This window comes from Micromonospora sp. BQ32, assembly GCF_059358895.1.
This window is the reverse complement of sequence record NZ_JCADBI010000001.1, coordinates 235,135-254,150: the sequence shown is the minus strand read 5'-3', so window position 1 is coordinate 254,150 and position 19,016 is coordinate 235,135. Positions and strand designations below refer to the sequence as shown.

Sequence of the window (19,016 nt, the reverse complement as noted above, 5' to 3'; positions counted from 1 at the left end):
CCACCGTGAGCTGGCCGGGGCGACTGTTCGACATGCGGGACACGCTCGTGCGGATGGCGCTGCTGGACCTCGCCGGGCTGGGCTACCTGCTCTTCGTCCCGCACTCCGCCAGCACGTCCAGGACGACACAGTGGATCCTCGCGCTCCTCGCGTTCACAGTGGGGCTGGCGGTGCACCGTTGGCCGGTGGTCAACCTGCTGGCGCAGGCCGCCCTGCTGGCGGTCGCGATCCGCCTGGTCGACGACTTCACCATCAACCAGATTGGCGCGAGTTGGGCCCTGCTCGAGATCACCATGCGGGCGCGCCGCCCCCGGACCATCTGGCTGTCCGCCGCGCTGCTGGTCGTGGTCGACCTGACCGACTCGGTCGGCGACCCGGTCGGCAAGGTCGCCTCGGGCGTCGTCGGGTTGGCCCTGGAGGTCGGCGTGCCGGTGCTGCTCGGCCTCGTCATCCGCACCAACCGGGAGCTGAGTCGGCAGGCCGTGGAGCGGGCGGTGGCCGAGCAACGCCAGCACGCGTCGGAGAGTCGTGCGGCCCGCGCCGACGAACGCAGCGCCATCGCCCGCGAGCTGCACGACGTCGTCGCGCACCATGTGGCGTCGATGGTCCTGCGGGTCGGCGTGGCCCGGCACGTGCTCACCGATCTGGACCCGCGGATGGACGAGGTCTTCGACGACGTGCACGGCACCGGCACCGCGGCCCTCGCGGAGCTGCGCCGGCTGGTCGCGGTGCTGCGCAACCCCGACGGGGTACGCGGCGACGCGGCGCTGACCGCTATCGAACCGTCCGCGCTGCCGGCGGCGATCGGCGCGGCCGTCGACCGGGCCCGGCAGGCGGGTGTCACGGTGGAGGCCGATCTCGACCCGGCGATCAGTTCCCTCGACGCGGTACGCGGCATGGCGGTGCTGCGACTGACCCAGGAGGCGCTGACCAACGTGGCCAACCACGCGGGGACGTCAGCGCTCGCGCATCTCGTGGTCGCCGTCCGGGACGGCTCCGTTCACTGGGAGGTCACCGACAACGGGCGCGGCGGGGTGCCGGCGGGCATGCCGGCCGGTGGCGGGCACGGCATCACCGGGATGCGGGAGCGCGTCGAGGTCCTCGGCGGCCGGCTGGAGGCGGGCCCGACCGACGCCGGGTGGCGGGTGCGTACCGTCCTTCCGGCCGTGGCCGCCGCGTCCGCCGACGCGCCGGTCGGGTCGGTGCCCCGCGAGCGGGAGGCCCCGGCCGGGTCGCCCGCGCCGGAGCCGGCGTGATCCGGGTGCTGCTGGTCGACGACCAGCACCTCATCCGAGCCGGGCTGCGCATGCTCTGCGACGCCCAACCCGACATAGAGGTCGTCGGGGAGGCCGACAACGGCCGTGAGGCGATCCCGCTGGCCGGGCGGCTCCTCCCCGACGTCGTCGTCATGGACCTGCGGATGCCCGGTGTCGACGGGATCACCGCGACCAGCCGGATCCTCGCCGAACGCCCCACCACCCGCGTCCTGGTGCTGACCACGTTCGGCGACGACGACCACCTCTACCCCGCGCTGACCGCCGGAGCGTGCGGGTTCCTGCTGAAGGACGCGCCCCCGACCGAGCTGCTGGACGGCATCCGCCGGGCCGCCGTCGGTGACAGCCCGTTCAGCCCTGAGGTGCTGCGCCGCCTCGTGCAGCGCGCGGTGCAGGCCCGCCCCGGGTCACCGCCGGCCCTGCCGGGCCTGACCGCCCGGGAACGGGACGTGCTCAACCTGGTCGCCAAGGGCCTGTCCAACACCGAGATCGCCGACCAGCTCCACATCGGTGTCACCACTGTCAAGACCCACATCACCAGCCTGATGACCAAGACCGACAGTCCCAACCGGGTACGCCTGGCCCTGTTCGCCCGCGGCGTCTGACGCTCAGGCCCGCATCCGCGCGGACACGGCGATGACGAGCACCAGCGGCACGATCAGCAGGGCGGGGGCGACGACCGGCAGGTGCAGGGCGACCAGTGCGCCGACCGCCGCGCCGACCATGAGGGCCAACAGCACCTGGGCCTTGGGGCGCAGGCTGGCCCACGGGCTGCGCGCGGCGACCCCGGCGATCAGGCTGGTGAGCGTGCCGGTCAGGTACGTGGAGGACAGGCCGGACACGCCGAAGCGTTGGATCGCACTGCTCTGCACGCCCAGCGCGACCGCGGACAGCATCAGCAGCGCCAGGTGGACACCCGCGTCGGGGCTGTGCAGGGTGACCTCCCAGACGACGGCGAACACCACGAAGACCGACAGCTCCAGGACCAGCGCCCAGGTGACCCGCCGGGGCCAGACCGGATCGTCGGGCTGGGCCGAGCCGACGACGCGGGCGCCCGCGAGGACACCGACGATGAAGCTGACGATGGCGCAGCCCGACGTCAACGCCAGGTCGGCCTCGCCCCGGCCGGCCGAGAGCCCGAGCAGGACCATGTTGCCGGTCATCACGCTGGCGAAGGCGCCGCCGAGGGCGAGGAAACCGAGAGCGTCGGCGCTCCCGGTGAGGAAGGTGAGGACGACGACGAGCGCCTGCCGTCGCCGCAGCAGGCGCTCGTTGCGGTGCGGGGCGGCGCGGGGGCGGGTGACGCGGGGCGCTGTGCTCGACACTGTCGGCCGCCTTCCAGTAATTGTTCTTCGTATACACTTTGTCCGGACACGTTCACGGAGAGGCGACCAGGTGGCTGAAGACCTACGGGACAAGCTCGGCGCGCAACACCTGCCGCTCCGCGATCAGGTCCTCGCCGCGCTGCGGACCGCCATCATCGACGGCGACTACCTGCCCGGGGAACGGCTGACCGAGGACCGGCTCGCCGAGGACTTCGGCGTCTCCCGCAACCCCGTCCGGGAGGCGCTGCGCGTCGCCGAGGCGGAGGGGTTCGTCGTGATCCTCCCCCGCCGGGGAGCGGTCGTCGCCTCACCGAGCAGCGGGACCATCACCGACATGTTCGCCGTGCGCGAGCGCCTGGAGGCGCTGGCCGCCCGGCTGGCCGCCGAGCGGGCCACCGCAGCCGACGTGGCGTCCCTGCGCGCCCTGCTCGACCAGGGCCGCGAGGCGACGCAGCGCCACGACCTGGCCCGGGTCGCCGAACTGAACAGCACGCTGCACCTGCGCATCCTCCAGATCAGCGGAAACCCCTGGCTGTCGTCGATCGCCAAGTCGCTCTACCTCCATGTCCAGTGGGTCTTCCGGCTCGGGGCGGCCGAACGCGCGCCACACTCGTGGGCCGAGCACATCCAACTCGTCGACGCCATCGAGTCAGGCGACGGTGACCGCGCCGAGCGGGCCGCGCTCGACCACCTCGACGCGGCGTCCGCCGCGGCGTACGAGAACGCCGAAGGCGGCTACGGCGCCCGCTGACGGGCCCGCGGCCGTGGCGACCCCTACCGGCCGCACGCGTAGCCCTGCATCCCCCGGGGGTTCGCACCGGCGGCCAGCACTCCCGTCGCCGGGTCACGGGTCACCGCGCAGAGTCGACCGAGGCTCCACCCGTCGGTGACCCGCACCTCGTGCCCGTACGCCCGCAGGGCCGCCAGCACCCCCTCGTCGAGCCGGTCCTCCACCACCAGGACACCGGGCTCCATGTCGCGGGGGTAGAACGACCCCGGCAGGCTGACCGTGTGCCACGCCGGCGCGTCGATGGCCTCCTGGAGGCTCCGACCACCGACGAGGTGCCGCAGCAGGAACGGCAACTGCCACTGGTCCTGCTGGTCGCCACCGGGGGTGCCGCAGGCCAGCACCGGCTCACCGTCGCGGTGCACCATCGTCGGGCTCAACGTCGTACGCGGGCGGCGGCCCGGCGCCAGAGACGAGGCGAGCCCCTCCTCCAGCCAGAACATCTGCAACCTGCTGCCCAGCGGAAAGCCCAGCTCCGGAATCGCCGGGGAACTCTGCAACCAGCCACCACTGGGCGTAGCGGAGATCATGTTGCCCCAGCGGTCGACCACGTCCACGTGACAGGTGTCGCCCCGGGTCACCCCGTCCGACTGCACGGTCGGCTCCCCCGTGGTGGCGTCCGTCGGCCCGGTACGCCGCCCGGCGCCGGGTCGAACGTGAGCCGGCAGGCGTGGCTGCGCCCCGTCCGGACGCCCCGGCCGCAACTCCGCCGACGCGCGATCGCCGATCAGGGCGGCCCGCTCCCGCGCGTACTGCGGGGAGAGCAGCGCCTTGGCGGGCACGTCGACACCGTCGCCGTACCATGCCTCCCGGTCGGCGAAGGCGAGCTTGAGCGCCTCGACCTGGGCGTGCACGCCCGCCCCGGTCCCCGGGTCGTATGCGCCCGGGTCGTCGAGCGCCTCCAGGGTGGCCAGGGACTCCAGCAACACCGGGCCCTGACCCCAGAAACCGGTCTTCGCCACCGAGTAGCCGTGCCAGTCGAGGGTGGCGGGCGTCTCCCAGCTCGCCGAGTACCCGGCCAGGTCGTCGCCGGTGACCAGCCCGGCGTGGGGGCGTCCGCTGGAGTCCTGGAACGGTAGCCGGCTGAACGCGTCGATCGCCTCGGCGACGAAACCCGTGCTCCAGGCCCGGCGGGCGGCCTCAATCTGGGCCTCCCGGTCGACGCCGGCCACTTGCCCCGCCTCGACGAGTCGGCGCAGGGTGTCCGCGTACGCCGGGTTGGTGACCAGCTCTCCCGCGGCCGGTGGTCGGCCGCCGCGCAGCCAGAGCGCGGCGGAGGTGGGCCAGTGTTCCTCGAACAACGACCGGACGGCCGCCACGGTGTCACCGACCCGGCCCACCAGCGGGTGTCCGACGCCGGCGTAGCCGATCGCCGGCTCCAGCACCTCGGCGAGGGTGAGCGTGCCGTGCTCGCGCAGCAGCAGGAGCCAGGCGTCCACCGCGCCGGGTACGGCCGCCGCGAGCGGCCCGGCGCCCGGGATGAGGTCCATGCCCAGGGACCGGAAGTGCGCGATGGTGGCACCGGCCGGCGCCGGCCCCTGCCCGCACAGCACCTTCGGTCGGGGGTCCCCGACGGTGGCCACGATGGCCGGCACCTCGCCGCCCGGCCCGTTCAGGTGCGGCTCGACGACGTGCAGGACGAACCCGGCGGTGACCGCGGCGTCGAAGGCGTTACCCCCGCGTTCCAGGATGCCCATCGCCGCCTGACTGGCGAGCCAGTGGGTGGAGGACACCATGCCGAAGGTGCCCTGCAACGTGGGTCGGGTGGTGAACGTCATGACAACACCTCACTGGGATCTGCGGTGCGAACGTCGGGGCCGGTGCCGTCCGGCCCGACCAGGTGGCACGCGGCCATGCCGTCGCCGATCGCGGTCCGCGCCGGCACCTCCGTCGCGCACCGGTCGAAGGCGAGCGGGCACCGGGTCCGGAACCGGCAGCCCGACGGCGGGTCGAGCGCGGACGGCAGGTCGTCGCCGAGCAGCACCGGCTGGCGCTGGCGCTGACGCACCGGATCGGCCACCGGCGCGGCGGAGAGCAGAGCCTGCGTGTACGGGTGGGCGGGCCGGGCGAAGATCCGCTCGCGGCTGCCCGTCTCGACGAGTTGACCCAGGTACATCACGGCGATGTCGTCGGCCAGGTACTCGACCGCGGAGAGGTCGTGGGTGATGAAGAGACAGGCGAACCCGATGTCGCGTTGCAGATCGGCGAGGAGGTTGAGCACCGACGCCTGCACGGACACGTCGAGCGCGCTGGTGGGTTCGTCGGCGATGAGCAGCATGGGTTCGGAGATCAGGGCCCGCGCGATGCTGACCCGCTGGCGTTGCCCGCCGGACAGCTCGTGGGGATAGCGACGGGCCACCTCGGCGCGCAGCCCCACCCGTTCGAGTTGGGGAGCGACGCGGGCGTCCCGGTCACGCCGGGAGATCCGCTTGCCGGCCAGCCGCAGCGGCTCGGCCACGATCTCGCCCACCAGCATCCGCGGGTCCAGTGACGCGGCCGGGTCCTGGAAGACGATCGACACCGCGCCGCGATGGGGGCGCAGCCGCCGTCGGGACAGGTGGGTGACGTCCGTGCCCGCGATCCGGACCGTCCCGGCGGTCGGCTCGACAAGCCGCACCACGCATCGGCCCACTGTCGACTTTCCGGAACCGCTCTCCCCCACCAGGGCCGTGACCCGGCCACGCGCGATGGTCAGGGACACCCCGTCCACGGCCCGCACCGGGCCGAAGTGCATCACCAGGTCCGCGATCTCCAGGGCGTTCGGCTGCGGCGTCATCGGTTCGCCTCCTGAGCTGCCGTCGGTGCCGTCGGTGCCGTTGTGCAGGGGTGCCAACAGGCCGCGACGTGGTCGGTGCCACCGATGCCCTCCAGCGGCGGGGCGGCCGCCCGGCACTGCTCATCGGCGGCCGGGCATCGATCCGCGAAGGTGCAGGCGTCGGGTTGGCTCGCCAGGACGGGCACCAGCCCGGGGATCTCGGTCAACCGGTCCGTGCCGGCGTGCCGACCCGGCTGCGGGGACGCCGACAGGAGCCCGGCCGTGTACCGGTGCCGTGGGTTGGCGAACAGGTCGTCCACCGGTGCCCGTTCCACCACCCGGCCCGCGTACATGACGACGACGCGGTCCGCGATGTCGGCGATCACGCCGAGGTCATGGGTGATGATGAGGACGCTCGTGCCGAGCCGGTCGCGCAGGTCCCGCAGCACCTGGAGGATGCCGGCCTGGACGGTGACGTCCAGCGCGGTGGTCGGCTCGTCGGCCACCAGCACCTTCGGGCCGCAGGCCACCGCCATCGCGATCATCACGCGTTGGCGCATGCCGCCGGAGAGTTGGTGCGGATAGCTGTCGACCCGCTGAGCGGCGGACGGGATCCCGACGAGCGTCAACAGCTCGACGGCGCGCGCCCGCGCCGCCCGTCGGGACATCCGCTCGTGGACCTGGAGCACCTCCCCGATCTGCCGCCCGACGGTGAGCACCGGGTTCAACGATGTCATCGGCTCCTGGAAAATGTAGGCGATCTCCCGGCCACGGACCCGGCGCAGGGCCGACTCGCGGGCACCGACCAGCTGCGTGCCGTCCAGGCGCACCGAACCGGTGACCCGGGCGCTGCCGGGTAGCAGCCCGGCGATGCTCATCGCGGTGACGCTCTTTCCGCACCCCGACTCACCCACCATCCCGACGATCTCCCCGGGTGCGAGGTCCAGGCTGACCCCGTCGACGGCCGAGACGGTGCCGGTCTCGGTCGGGAACGACACCGACAGGTCGCGGATCTCCAGCACGGGCGCGCAGGCCGTGGTCATCGCCGGTCTCCCTTCGGGTCGAGGGCGTCGCGCAGGGCGTCACCGAAGACGTTGAACGCCAGCGCCAGACCCATGATCACGACGCCGGGGAAGACGGCGGCCCACGGTGCGCGGGCGGCGAACTGCTGGGCGGTGGCCAGCATGGTGCCGAGACTGGGCGCCGGGGGCTGGATGCCGAGACCGAGGAAGGACAGCACCGCCTCGCCGAGGATCGCGGCCGGGATGGCGACCGTGGCCTGCACCAGGATCACCGAGGTCGCGTTGGGCAGGATGTGCCGGGCCAGCACCCACAGGTCGCTCGCGCCGTCCACGACGGCCGCCGCGACGAAGTCCAGCGACTTGAGGCGCAGCGTGTCCGAGCGGACGACCCGGATCACCCCGGGGATCTGGGCGATACCGATGGCCACCGCGGCGTTGCCGAGGCTGGCGCCCCGGATGGCCGCCAATCCCACCGCCATGACCAGAAACGGAAACGCCAGCAGCAGGTCGGTGAAGCGCGAGATCACCGCGTCCCAGGCCCGGAAGTAGCCGGCCGCGAGCCCGAGCGGCACCCCGATGACCAGCGACGTGGCCACCGCCAGGAGCCCTACCTGCAACGACGCTCGCGCACCGAGCATGATGCGGGACAGGACGTCCCGGCCGAGATCGTCGGTGCCGAGCAGGTGCCCGGCGGTGCCGGGAGGCGCGAACGTACGGGCGAAGTCGGTCTGGTCGACCGAGTAGGGGGCGAGCCAGGGCGAGAGCAGCGCGATGACGCCCGCCAGCGCGAGCACGACGAAGCTCACCACGGCGAGCGGGTTGCGGCGCAGCCGCCGCAACACCCGGGTACGCCGGGTGACGCTGGCGGTGCCGGTCTCCGCCATCGGTACGGTGAGGACGGTCATGCCGGATCTCCCGTCACCCGGATGCGTGGATCGATGACCGAGTAGAGCAGGTCCACGAAGAAGTTGATCACGATGTAGGCCGCCGCGGTGAGCAGGACGACGGCCTGGATCACCGGGTAGTCCCGTTGGAACACCGCGTCGATGGTCATCTTGCCGAAGCCCGGCAGCCCGAAGATCTGTTCGGTGACGACCGCGCCGGAGATCAGCCCGCCGAGTTGGAGACCCACCACGGTCACCACCACGATGAGGCTGTTCCGCAGGGCGTGCCGGGTGATGACGGCGCGCGGTCGCAGGCCCTTCGCCTTCGCCGTGCGCACGTAGTCGGAGGAGAGCGAGTCCAGCATCGCCGACCGGGTCTGCCGCATGATGATGGCGGCCAGGCCGGTGCCGAGGATCACCGCCGGCAGGACGATGTGGTGCAGGTTGTCCACGGGGTCCTCCAGGATCGGCACGAAGCCGGAGGCGGGGAACAGCCCGGTCGCCACGGACAGGTAGAGGATCGCCAGCAGCCCGAGCCAGAAGTGCGGCACCGACAAGCCGATCAGGGCCAGGCCGTTGGCGAGCCACTCCGCCGGACGTCCACGACGGACCGCCGCGAGCACCCCGGCGCCGACCCCGAGCGCCGCCGCGATGAGGATCGCCAGGACGGACAGCTCGACGGTCACCGGCAGGGCGGTCGTGAGCATCGACGAGACCGGCGTACCGGTGCGGATCGACACCCCGAAGTCGCCCTGCGCCATGCGCTCCACGTACTGGGCGAACTGCACCGGCAGCGGCTGGTCCAGCCCGTAGTGCCGACGGATGGCCTCCAGGGCCTCCGGCGACCGGTCCTCCCCGGCCAGGGCGAGGGCCGGATCGCCGGGGAGCGCCCGTACGCCGACGAAGACCACGATCGTCGACAACAGCAGGGTCAGCGCCGACTGCCAGGCGCGGGTGAGCAGATATCGGGCCACGGCGGCCTACTTGCCGAAGCCGGCGAAGGCCGCCCGGATCACGCCGTCCGGGTAGACCTGAAGGCCCTGGATCTGCTTGCTGACGGCGGTCAGGTTGCGCTGCCGGTAGAGGTAGATCAGGGCGTCGTCCTGCTGGAGCAGGGTGACCGCCTGCCCGTACAGCTTCCTGCGCTCCTCGACGTCGCCGGCCTGGCGGGCCTGGGTCAGCAGGGTGTCGAGCTGCGGGTTGCTGTAGCCGGCGACGTTCTGGCTGGCGCCGGTGCCGACGAAGTTGGTGATGTTGGCGTCCGGGTCGATCCGGCCGCTCCAGCCCAGTTGCAGCAGCTCGAAGTTGCCGCGGTCCTGCTCGTCGAGGAGCGACGAGTACTCCACCGGGTTGATCTTCAGGTCGAACCCGCCGTCCTTGACCATGGACTGCAATGCCTGCGCGAGGCGCAGCGTGTCGGGGGTGTTCGAGGCGAGCATCGTCACCGTGTACGGCGTCTGCACGCCGGCCTCGGCCAGCAACTGCTTGGCCTTGGCGGGGTCGTGCGCCGGGCAGGTCTGTGCCTCGGCGGACGAGAACGTGCTCGCGGGCGAGATCGGGGAGCAGGCGGCGGCGTGCAGACCGTTGAAGACCGCGCCGACCAGTGCCTTGCGGTCGATGGCGTGCTCGAATGCCTGCCGCACCTTGGCGTTCTGGGCGAGGGGGCGGTTGATGGGCTTGGGGGCGGTGCCGACGCCGTCGACGTTGCCCACGTTGATGGTCAGGCCCTGGTAGCCGAGGGACTGCGACTGGAGGACGGAGACCGCCGCGTCCTGGCGCAGCGAGGCGACGTCCTGGGTGGAGACCGAGTCGGCCACCTGGGCGTCACCGGAGCGCAGGTTGGCGGCGCGGATGCTCGCGTCGGTGAGGATTCGCCACGAGATGGCGTCCAGGTGCACCTTGCTCGCGTCGTAGTAGTTCGGGTCCCGCACGACCTCGATGGAGTTCTGCGGCACCCGCTTCGCGAATTTGAAGGGGCCGACGCAGACCGGCGCCGAGGCGAAGTCGTCACCGCGGGTCCGCAGCGCCTGGGCACTCATGATCATGCCGGCCCGGTCGGCGAGGGCGCCGAGCAGCGGTGCGAACGGCTGCTTCAGCCGCAGGACGACGGTCTGCGCGTCCGGGGTGTCGACGCCGTCGATGGGACCGAGTTCGCTCTTGCGCGCCGACCGGGCGTTGGTGAGGTGACGTTGCAGGGTGGCCTTCACGGCGGCCGAGTCGAATGCCGTGCCGTCCGCGAAGCGCACGCCGGGCCGCAGCGGGATGGTCACCGTCCGGCCGTCGCCGCTCGTGGTGGGCAGGGCCGTCGCGAGCTGCGGTACGACCTGCGCCTGTTCGTTGACGTCGTAGAGCTTCTGGCACATCGCCTGGAAGACGTAGCGGGAGTAGAGGCTTCTCGACAGCGTCGGGTCCAGCGCGTCGGGCTCGGCGGAGAGGGCGATGACCAGCTTGCCGCCCTGCTTCACGGCGGCGGGGTCCGCGGGCGTACCGAAGGAGTCCTGGCCTGCCGACCGGTCGCCGCCGGACGGGTCGCCGCCTTCGCTGTTCGACACCGGTGAGCAGGCGACGACAGTGCAGACGACGGCGGCCGCCGCCACGGCGGCCCGGAGCACCCGGCGGCGGGGCAGGTTCGTTTCGCGGACGGAGAGGTTCGTCATGGAGAGCTCCTCAAGTGGGCGATTCGGGGAGCGTATGTTGTATACGATGACCGCCGCAAGACCTCGATGAACAGCTCGCCAGGCACCCCGGGTCGCGACCCTGCACCGGACGGGGAACCGGACCGTTGGCAACGCACGGGTCACGGTGGGAAGCGGCTTGCGCCCGGCTGGCCCGCCATGTCGATCTGCCGAGAAGCGGTATACCTCAGAGGCATATTCATACCTCTGAGGTATACCGCTCATACCGCATCCGCCCCGACGAAGGTGACCGACGGTGACCGGCCGAGCCTAGGAGTTGTACGCCTGCGCGGTCACCGTCACCTGCCGGGCGAGGCCCGACCGCGCCGGCCAGGAGATCCGCACCTCGCGGGTCTCCCCCGGCAGGAGCCAGAAGTAGTTGTCGTCGTAGCGGGCCGGCAGCACCCGCTCCCCGCGCTGGTCGCGCACGGCGAGGCGCACCAGCGCGGCGACGGTACGGCCCTGGTTGCGGACCGTTGTGGTGACGGTGTTGCGACCGTCCACGACGCGTACGGTGCTCGACGACGTCGACAGTCGGGTGCTCGGCACGTCGTTGAGCGCCCGCAGTTGCTCGGCCTTGTCGTAGCGCCAGTAGGTGTTCTCCGCGAGCAGCCGGTCCCGGCTGTCCCGTAGCTCCAGTCGCACCAGGTGCAGCCCGCCGCCGTCCGGCACGGCGAGCGGGAAGACCGCCGTGGTGGCCGAGCGGGCCACGTCCACCCGCTGACGCTGGGGCGAACCCAGCGACCGGCCACTCAGGTCGTAGCGTCGGGCGCTCACGGTGACCCCGCTGAGCGGGGCGGCGGTGTGGTTGACCACCCGGACCTGCCAGGTGCCCGGGTCGGCCTGGACGTGCACCGGCTCGCACCCCTTGCGGGCGCCGTAGTAGGCGCCGTTCACGTCGAGGTCGTAGTCGTAGGTCTGCCAGACCGTGCTGTGCCACGCCGGGTGCGACATCCACAGCAGCAGACCGGTGGCGTCCTGCCACAGGTTGGCGTTCCACGCCTCGAACATGGCGCGGTGGCTCTCGTAGTTGACGAACTGTGCCCGGGTGGCGAACTCGTCGAGCGAGTCGGACTCACCGAGGCGCGCGTCGATCGCCGCCTGGTACGTGCCGACGCGCTGGTTGCCGATGGTCGACCAGTCGTGGTAGTTCCACACCTCACCGATCGGCCACTCCGGCGCGTCACCGACGAGGTTGCGCATGCTCTCGACCACCGACACCACCGGCATGCCGATCTCGGTGTGGAAACCGAACGAGTCGGTCTCATACATCGTCCCGTCGGTGTACGTCGTCGGGTCGACCCAGTGGTACGGTCCGCGCCCACTCACGATGCCGCTGGCGGAGTTGGGGATGTAGAGGATCTCCGGGTGCTCGGTGGCGACGGCCTGCTTGAGCCCGGCGTCGACGATCGGCGGCGGGTCACCTTCGTTGGCACCGCACCAGACCACGATGCTCGGGTGGTGGCGGAAACGCCGGATGGTGTCGGCGGCGATGTCGACGTAGCCGGGCGGGTTGGGCAGGAACGCGCCCGCCTGCCAGAAGTCGTTCCACACCAGGATGCCCTGCTCGTCGCAGGCCTGGTACAGCTCCTCGCGGTTGCTGCTGCCGAGCCAGTTGCGGATCATCGTGAAGTTCATGTCGCGGTGCATCTCGACCGTGTCGGCCAGCCGGTCGGGCAGCACCCGGCGCAGCAGCTCGTCCCAGCCCCAGTTGCCGCCCCGGGCGAAGACCGGCACACCGTTCACACTGATCTTCAGCTCGCTGATCTTGTTGCTGACCGACTTCACGTCGGTCCACCGCTGGCCGTCGTCCGAGACCTGGATGACGAAGTCGCGGGCGTACGCCTGCTCCCAGACGATGGTGACCTGGTCGAAGCTGACCGGAGCGCCGAGGTCGACCTGGATCCACTGGTTGTCCTCGAACTTCGACGACCACCGGGTCCGGGGGTTGCCGTCGACGGCCCGGTCCGGGCCGTTCGAGTCGCTGTCGGACGACGACGCGGTGGCGGTCCGGCGCAGGGCAAGGTCGACCTCCGGCTCGGCCTGCCGCTGCACCGAGAGGGCCCACATGGACACGCCCCACGAGGTCACCCGCGCGCCGGTCTGGATGCGCAGGTGCTGGGCGGTCTGGCTGGCGAACGTCTCGACCTGGGTGGCGCGGCTGCCCAACGGGGTGTCGTTGCTGACCGACGTCACGTCAGTCCAGGCGTCCCCGTCGGCGGAGACCTGGACGCGGTAGTCCAGCGCGTACGCCTGCTCCCACACGATGGTGACCCCGTCGAAGTCGACCGCCGCGCCGAGGTCGACCTGGATCCACTGGTTGTCCTCGGCCTGCGAGGCCCAGCGGGTCGCCGCGTCGCCGTCGACGGCCTTGCCGGGCCCGTTGCTGTCGTTCTCCGAGGACGAGGCGGTGGCGTCGCGGCGCAGGGCGAGATCCGGGCCGGTGCCGTCGGCCACCGACAGCGAGAACATCGAGATGCCCCAACCGGTGGCGCGCTGCCCGGCCTGGATCCGTACGTGCCGAGCGTGCTGGCGGTCGAACGTGACCGTCTGGGTCGCCGCGCCGTCGACGAACTCCAGGGCGGGCTTGCCGGGCGGGGAGACGACGATCGGCTGGTGCCAGTCGTAGGCGAACTCGCGGACACCGAAGCGGAGCGCACGCCGGTCGCTGACCGAGCGCTTGACGGTGGCGGTGAGCGTGAGGTCGTACAGGTGGGGGTCGCCGTAGCCGTTGGGCCACCAGAGCCGGGGGTTGCGCAGCCGCAGCGCGTGGAAGCGCTCCGGCGTGAAGGTGACGGTGGTGCTCGCGCCGGCGGGAACGGTCACGGTGGACTCGACGCGTACCTTGTCGAACTCCGCGCGGACGGTGACCGTGGTGGCGCTGGCCGCCGCGTTGCGGACCGGCACCCGGATGGTGACCTCGGCGGTGTCGGTGCCGGGCAGGTCGGGCAGCGTGGTCTGCACGTGCGGGTCGCCGATGACCACGGCGCCGGTGCTGCGCAGCCGGACGTGGTCCCAGAGGCCGGTGACCCGGTCGCGGACGGCGGGCATCCAGTCCCACCCGGACACCGCCAGGTAGGTCGGCGCGTCAAGGTAGTGGTGGGCCGACTGGAGGAAGGTACGACCGTCGGGGCCCTTGTCGCCGGGGGTGCCGGGGTGTGGCATCGGGGTGACCCGGACGGCGAGGACGTGCTCGCCTCGGTGACCGGCCAGCGCGTCGGTGATGTCGAAGGCCGCCCGCGCGAACGGGTGCTTGACGCTGCCGACCGGCGCGCCGTTGACCCAGGCGGTCGCCTCGTGGTTGATCCCGTCGAACTCCAGCCAGATGCGTCGGCCGGGCGAGGTGTCCAGGTCGCGGGGCAGCCGCAGCGCCCGCCGGTACCACCACGTGTGCCGGGACAGCGCCTCCGGGATGCGCATGTTGTTGAAGCCGGCCACCGGGTCGGGCAGGTGGCCCTGCTCGACCAGGGTGCCCAGCACGGTGCCGGGCACCGTCGCGGGCAGCCAGGACCGGACGTCGACGCCGGCACGGGAGAGTTCGGCGCCGTCGGCGGTGCCGGCGAAGTCGTCCATCGTCAACGACCAGCCCGACTCCAGCGGCACGGTGCCGTCGGCGGCCACCCTCAGCTCGGGAGCCGGGCCGGTGTTGCCGCCCTCCCAACTGGTCCAACCCTCGGCCTTCGGCCGGCCGGCCAGCGGTACGCCGTAGACCTGGAAGCCGTTGAGGCCCACCGGGTTGCTGTTCGAGCGCTTCGTGGCGGTCATCCGGATCCACCGGGCGGTCACCGGCTCGGGCAGCTTGATGGTCTGCGCGCCACCCTGGCCGTCACTGGTCTCGTACACCGACCGCCAGGCACGGCCGTCGGTGGAAACCTCGATCCGGTACGCCGTCGCGGCGCTGGAGAGGATCTCGTCACCGTCGGTGTCGGTGTAGTTGCCGTCGAACGGCCCGTCGCTGAGCGTGGCCTCGAAGACCAGGGAGACGGCCTCGATCCGACACAATGCCTGGAGGTCCACCGAGATCCACTGTGGATCGCCGTTCGCGGCGCGCCATCCACTTCCCCGGACGCCGACCTGCGGCAGGCCGTCCACGGCGAAGGTGGCGGGCGTCGGCGCGTAGTCGGTCGAGGAGACCGTCACCGGGCGGTACCGGGCGAGGTCGGTGGCGGTCGGAGCGGCCGTCGGCGCCGGCACGGCGGCGGACGCGAGGGCGTCCGGCAGGGCCGCGGTCACCCCGACCGACGCCAGCAGCGTCGCGCCGGCGGAGAGGAAGGTACGCCGGGAAATCGGCGATGGCTCGGACATCTTGCCTCCAGACATGACAACGTTGTCAAATGGCGGGGGTCGGTGACAACGTTGTCAGATGGTGGCCCGATGTTTCCCGAGAGTCAAGGGCCCGAGTCCATCGTGATTCCACCAACACGTTCCGCACCTGTTCCACTTCGGACATCGACGCGGGCGCACCGCTGAGGCCGGAGTCGAACCGCAGGACGCCGGCGCCGCGTCCGGGCTCGTCAACGTCCCAACTCGGCGGCTCACTCGGCATCGCGATCCTCACCATCGCGTACACCCCTGCCAGCTCCGCCACCGACCCGACGGCGGGCTTCCACGCGGCCTTCACCGGCGCGGACGTCTTCTTCCTGATCGCCCTGGCCCTCGCCGTCGTCGTGGCCGTCGCGAGCCGCCGCGCCAGCCGGCTCGCCGCTCTGCCCAGCACCTGAACGCTCGCGGTGCCCGGAACCGCGAGGGCTGCGGGCGCTCGTCGACCACCTGCCCGGTGAAGACCACGGCCAGGCGATCAGCTCGCCGGCCCGGCCTCGCGGTGCCCGGGGTCGCGAGGCCGGTACTCGGGGCGGAGCTTCGCGCTCGCGAACGCCGCCTTCACCGCCGCCGAGAGCGCGGCGATGTCGTACGCGCCGTGGTGTCGCCGGCCGTTGATGAAGAAGGTCGGGGTGCCGGTGACGCCGCTGAGGTCGGCGGAGTCGACGTCCTCGGCGATCCGGTCCACGCCCCTCCGCTTCACCATGTGCTCCCGGAACCCGTCCAGGTCCAGGCCGAGCTGTTCGGCGTAGTTGAGCACGTCGGCGGGGTTGAGAGCGTCCTGGTGGACGAGCAGCAGGTCGTGCATCTCCCAGAACGCGCCCTGCTCCCCCGCCGCCTCGGCGGCCTCGGCGGCGAGTTGGGCATGCGGGTGGACGTCGGTGAGCGGCAGGTGCCGCCAGACGTACCGGATGTTGGCGAAGTCCGCCAGCAACTCCCTGACCACCGGCTCGGCCTGCCCGCAGTAGGGGCACTCGAAGTCGCCGTACTCCACCACCGTCACCGGCGCATCGAGCGACCCACGCATGTGGTCCCGCTCGGCATCGACCGGCAGCAGCAGGTCGACGATCCCCTCGGTGACGCCCAGCAGCGCGCGGGTCCGCCGCGCCGGCGAGAGCCGTCCGACGGAGCGGAACACCAGCCAGGTGACGAGGGACGCGCCGAGCGTCGCCACGATGATGCCGAACTTCGCCTCGTCCAGGGCCGGACCGCTCAGGGCATGGGTGGCGATCAGGAGCGCGACGGTGAACCCGATGCCGGAGATCGTGCCGACCCCGGCGACGGCAACCCAGCCGACGGGTGGCCGGAACCGGTTGCCGCTCAGCCGGGTCACCAGCCACGCGGTGGCCACGATCCCGGCCGGCTTACCGACGACGTACGCGACCACGACACCGAGCGTGACCGGGGAGGTCACGGCCCTGGACAGCAGGTCGCCGTCGATCACGATGCCGACGTTGACCAGCGCGAAGAGCGGCACCACCACGTAGCTCGCCCACGGGTGATAGAGCGTCTGCAACCGCTCGTTCGGCGACAGCGCCGAGGTGAGCCCGACCCGGGCCATCCGGGCGAGCTGCGGGGTGGGCTGCTCCCGGAAGAGCCGGAACTGGTCGCTGGCCCGCTGCAGGTCGCCGCGACCGGGAGCGTAGGCGTAGGTCAACAACCCCATCACCAGGCCCACCGCGACCGGGTCGACACCGGACATCGAGACGGCGAGCCAGGCCGCCACCCCCAGCAGCGCGTAGACCGACCCGAACCGCACCCCGAAGCCCCGGACGAGCAGGACGACGCCGAAGATCGCCGCCGCGACGATCAGCGCCGTCAGCGAGGGGTGATGCGGGTACGCGATGGCCAGCACCGCGATCGCCACCACGTCGTCGACGACGGCGACGGTCAGCAGGAAGCCCCGCAGCCGTTCCGAGAAACGCGGCCCGAAGACGGCCAGCGCGCCGAGCGCGAGCGCCGTGTCGGTGGCCATCACGGCACCCCAGCCCGCCGCGGTGGTCTGCCCGGCGTTGATGGCGAGATAGATCGCGATCGGCACGAGCATGCCGCCGACCCCGGCCAGCATCGGCAACGCCAGGCGACGCCGCTCCCGCAACTCGCCGATGTCGAACTCCCGGCGCAACTCCAGCCCCGCGACCAGGAAGAAGAGCGTCATGAGCCCGCTGTTGACCCAGAAACGCAAGTCATGTGACACGCGCCAGTCGCCGAGCTGGACCGAGAAGGAGGTCTCCCAGACCGACTCGTACGACGACACGTGCAGGTTCGCCCAGACGAGGGCCGCCACCGCGGCGATCAGCACCACCCGCGCACCGCCGGTCTCGGTACGCAGGAACGAGCGCAACGGGGCGTTGAACCGCCTGTCCCAGACGGTCCGGCTGGTCCAGCCCCGGGGCGTGTTGTCGCTCGTCACGGGGACAATCTTCGTCGAACGGACCGTCACGTGGTTCGGATTGCTACTCCTCCTCCGCGAACACGACCGCGCGACGCCGGCGAATCGTCGGCAGGACGGCGACGACGAGCGCGACGACGGCCAGGGCCAGCAGCGCCGCGGAGATCGGCCGGGTCACGAACACCGACGGGTCGCCGCGGGAGATGATGAGCGCGCGGCGCAGGTTCTCCTCCAGCAGCGGGCCGAGGACGAAGCCGAGCAGCAGGGGCGCCGGCTCGCAGCCGCACTTGATCAGGATGTAGCCCAGGATTCCGAAGAACGCGATGGCGTAGACGTCGTACGCGTTGAAGTTCAGTGAGTAGGTGCCGATCGCGGCGAACAGGATGATCATCGGGAAGAGCACCTGGTACGGGATGCGCAGCATGCGCACCCAGAGGCCGATCAGCGGCAGGTTCAGCAGTAGCAGGAGCACGTTGCCGATCCACATCGACGCGATCAGGCCCCAGAACAGCGCCGGCTCGTCGTTGATGACGTTCGGACCAGGGGTTATGCCGTGGACGATGAACGCGCCGATCATCAGTGCCATCACCGGGTGGGCGGGCAGGCCCAGGGTGAGCAGCGGAATGAACGACGTCTGCGCGGCGGCGTTGTTCGCCGACTCGGGGCCGGCGACGCCCTCGATCGCGCCCCGTCCGAACTCCTGCGGTCGCTTCGAGATGCGCTTCTCGACGGCGTACGAGGTGAACGAGGCGAGCACGTGTCCGCCGCCGGGCAGGACACCGAGCGCGGCGCCGAGACCGGTGCCCCGCAGGATCGGGGCGACGATCCGACGCCGGTCCTCGCGGGTCGGCCAGAGGTTGGTCACCCGGCTGACGATGGCCGTGCGGGTCTGCTCGTTCTCCAGGTTGCGCAGGATCTCGGCCACTCCGAACAGGCCCACGGCGACGGACACGAAGTCGATGCCGCCGTACAGCTCGCGCTGCTCGAACACGAAGCGGGGCGTTCCGGTGTAGATGTCCTGGCCGACCGTGCCGAGCAGCACGCCGAGCGCGATCATCGCCAGTGCCTTGAGCGCGCTGCCCCGTGCCAGCGCGATCGAGACGATCAGGCCGAACAGCACGAGCGAGAAGTAGTCGGCCGGGCCGAACTTCAACGCCACACTGGCCAGGGGCGGGGCCGCGGCGGCCAGCGCCACGGTGGCGACCGTACCCGCGACGAAGGACCCGATCGCCGCGGCCGCCAGGGCCGGTCCGGCCCGGCCCTGGCGGGCCATCTCGTGCCCGTCCAGCGCGGTGACCGCCGCGGACGACTCACCGGGCAGGTTGATCAGGATGGCGGTCGTCGAGCCGCCGTACTGCGCCCCGTAGTAGATGCCGGCCAGCATGATCAGCGCCGTGACCGGCTCGAAGCTGAACGTGATCGGCAGCAGCATGGCCACCGTCGCCGTCGGCCCGATGCCGGGCAGCACGCCGACCGCGGTCCCGAGCAGCACTCCCACGAAGCAGTAGAGGACGTTCTGGACCAGCAGGGCCGTCGAGAAGCCCAGCGCGAGGTTGTCGAGGAGTTCCATGCCTCAATCCGG

14 protein-coding genes are annotated in these 19,016 nt (G+C 71.7%); 4 read left to right on the top strand and 10 right to left on the bottom strand.

The window, feature by feature from the left end:
* Positions 1-5 precede the first annotated feature (5 nt).
* Both AC5L30_RS01025 and AC5L30_RS01020 read left to right on the top strand, forming a co-directional pair.
* Entirely contained in the window at positions 6-1,256 is a 1,251-nt protein-coding gene (locus AC5L30_RS01025) for a sensor histidine kinase (protein WP_494864550.1), read from the top strand.
* Positions 1,253-1,879, top strand: a complete 627-nt coding sequence (locus AC5L30_RS01020; protein WP_494864548.1) for a response regulator transcription factor — start codon at positions 1,253-1,255, stop codon at positions 1,877-1,879. The genes AC5L30_RS01025 and AC5L30_RS01020 overlap by 4 nt, the downstream gene beginning before the upstream one ends.
* A gap of 3 nt (positions 1,880-1,882) precedes the next feature.
* Here the strand turns inward: AC5L30_RS01020 and AC5L30_RS01015 are convergent, their stop codons facing one another.
* Positions 1,883-2,599 carry a YoaK family protein gene (locus AC5L30_RS01015; RefSeq protein WP_494864546.1) on the bottom strand — a complete coding sequence of 239 codons (717 nt, stop codon included), beginning with the start codon at positions 2,597-2,599 and terminating at the stop codon, positions 1,883-1,885.
* Between the two features lie 70 nt (positions 2,600-2,669).
* Between AC5L30_RS01015 and AC5L30_RS01010 the strand changes: the two genes are divergently transcribed.
* On the top strand, positions 2,670-3,350 hold the full coding sequence (locus AC5L30_RS01010; RefSeq protein ID WP_167362372.1) for a GntR family transcriptional regulator: 681 nt from the start codon (positions 2,670-2,672) through the stop codon (positions 3,348-3,350).
* Between the two features lie 23 nt (positions 3,351-3,373).
* On the opposite strand, the gene AC5L30_RS01005 is transcribed toward AC5L30_RS01010, so the two are convergent.
* From AC5L30_RS01005 to AC5L30_RS00975, 7 genes are all read right to left on the bottom strand, one after another.
* Positions 3,374-5,164, bottom strand: a complete 1,791-nt coding sequence (locus AC5L30_RS01005; protein ID WP_494864544.1) for a gamma-glutamyltransferase family protein — start codon at positions 5,162-5,164, stop codon at positions 3,374-3,376.
* On the bottom strand, positions 5,161-6,162 hold the full coding sequence (locus tag AC5L30_RS01000) for an ABC transporter ATP-binding protein (protein WP_494864542.1): 1,002 nt from the start codon (positions 6,160-6,162) through the stop codon (positions 5,161-5,163). The genes AC5L30_RS01005 and AC5L30_RS01000 overlap by 4 nt, the downstream gene beginning before the upstream one ends.
* Complete coding sequence (locus AC5L30_RS00995) at positions 6,159-7,184, bottom strand: ABC transporter ATP-binding protein (RefSeq protein ID WP_494864540.1); 1,026 nt, start codon at positions 7,182-7,184, stop codon at positions 6,159-6,161. Before AC5L30_RS00995 ends, AC5L30_RS01000 begins: the two co-directional genes overlap by 4 nt.
* The gene (locus tag AC5L30_RS00990; protein WP_494864538.1) at positions 7,181-8,068 is read right to left on the bottom strand and encodes an ABC transporter permease; all 888 of its coding nucleotides are present in this window, start codon (positions 8,066-8,068) and stop codon (positions 7,181-7,183) included. The genes AC5L30_RS00995 and AC5L30_RS00990 overlap by 4 nt, the downstream gene beginning before the upstream one ends.
* Positions 8,065-9,021: an ABC transporter permease gene (locus AC5L30_RS00985; protein ID WP_091399352.1), complete on the bottom strand. Its 957-nt coding sequence runs from the start codon at positions 9,019-9,021 to the stop codon at positions 8,065-8,067. The genes AC5L30_RS00990 and AC5L30_RS00985 overlap by 4 nt, the downstream gene beginning before the upstream one ends.
* 6 nt (positions 9,022-9,027) lie before the next feature.
* Positions 9,028-10,704 (bottom strand): ABC transporter substrate-binding protein, encoded by a 1,677-nt coding sequence (locus tag AC5L30_RS00980; protein ID WP_494864536.1) that lies wholly within the window; start codon positions 10,702-10,704, stop codon positions 9,028-9,030.
* Positions 10,705-10,992: 288 nt separating this feature from the next.
* Positions 10,993-15,027, bottom strand: coding sequence for a discoidin domain-containing protein (locus AC5L30_RS00975; protein ID WP_494864534.1), 4,035 nt, complete (start codon positions 15,025-15,027; stop codon positions 10,993-10,995).
* Positions 15,028-15,056: 29 nt separating this feature from the next.
* Between AC5L30_RS00975 and AC5L30_RS00970 the strand changes: the two genes are divergently transcribed.
* Entirely contained in the window at positions 15,057-15,443 is a 387-nt protein-coding gene (locus AC5L30_RS00970) for a hypothetical protein (RefSeq protein ID WP_494864532.1), read from the top strand.
* Positions 15,444-15,520: 77 nt separating this feature from the next.
* Here the strand turns inward: AC5L30_RS00970 and AC5L30_RS00965 are convergent, their stop codons facing one another.
* Together AC5L30_RS00965 and AC5L30_RS00960 are read right to left on the bottom strand one after the other, a co-directional pair.
* Complete coding sequence (locus tag AC5L30_RS00965) at positions 15,521-17,455, bottom strand: Na+/H+ antiporter NhaA (protein WP_494864530.1); 1,935 nt, start codon at positions 17,453-17,455, stop codon at positions 15,521-15,523.
* Between the two features lie 43 nt (positions 17,456-17,498).
* Positions 17,499-19,004: a tripartite tricarboxylate transporter permease gene (locus tag AC5L30_RS00960; RefSeq protein ID WP_494864528.1), complete on the bottom strand. Its 1,506-nt coding sequence runs from the start codon at positions 19,002-19,004 to the stop codon at positions 17,499-17,501.
* Between the last annotated feature and the right edge of the window lie 12 nt (positions 19,005-19,016).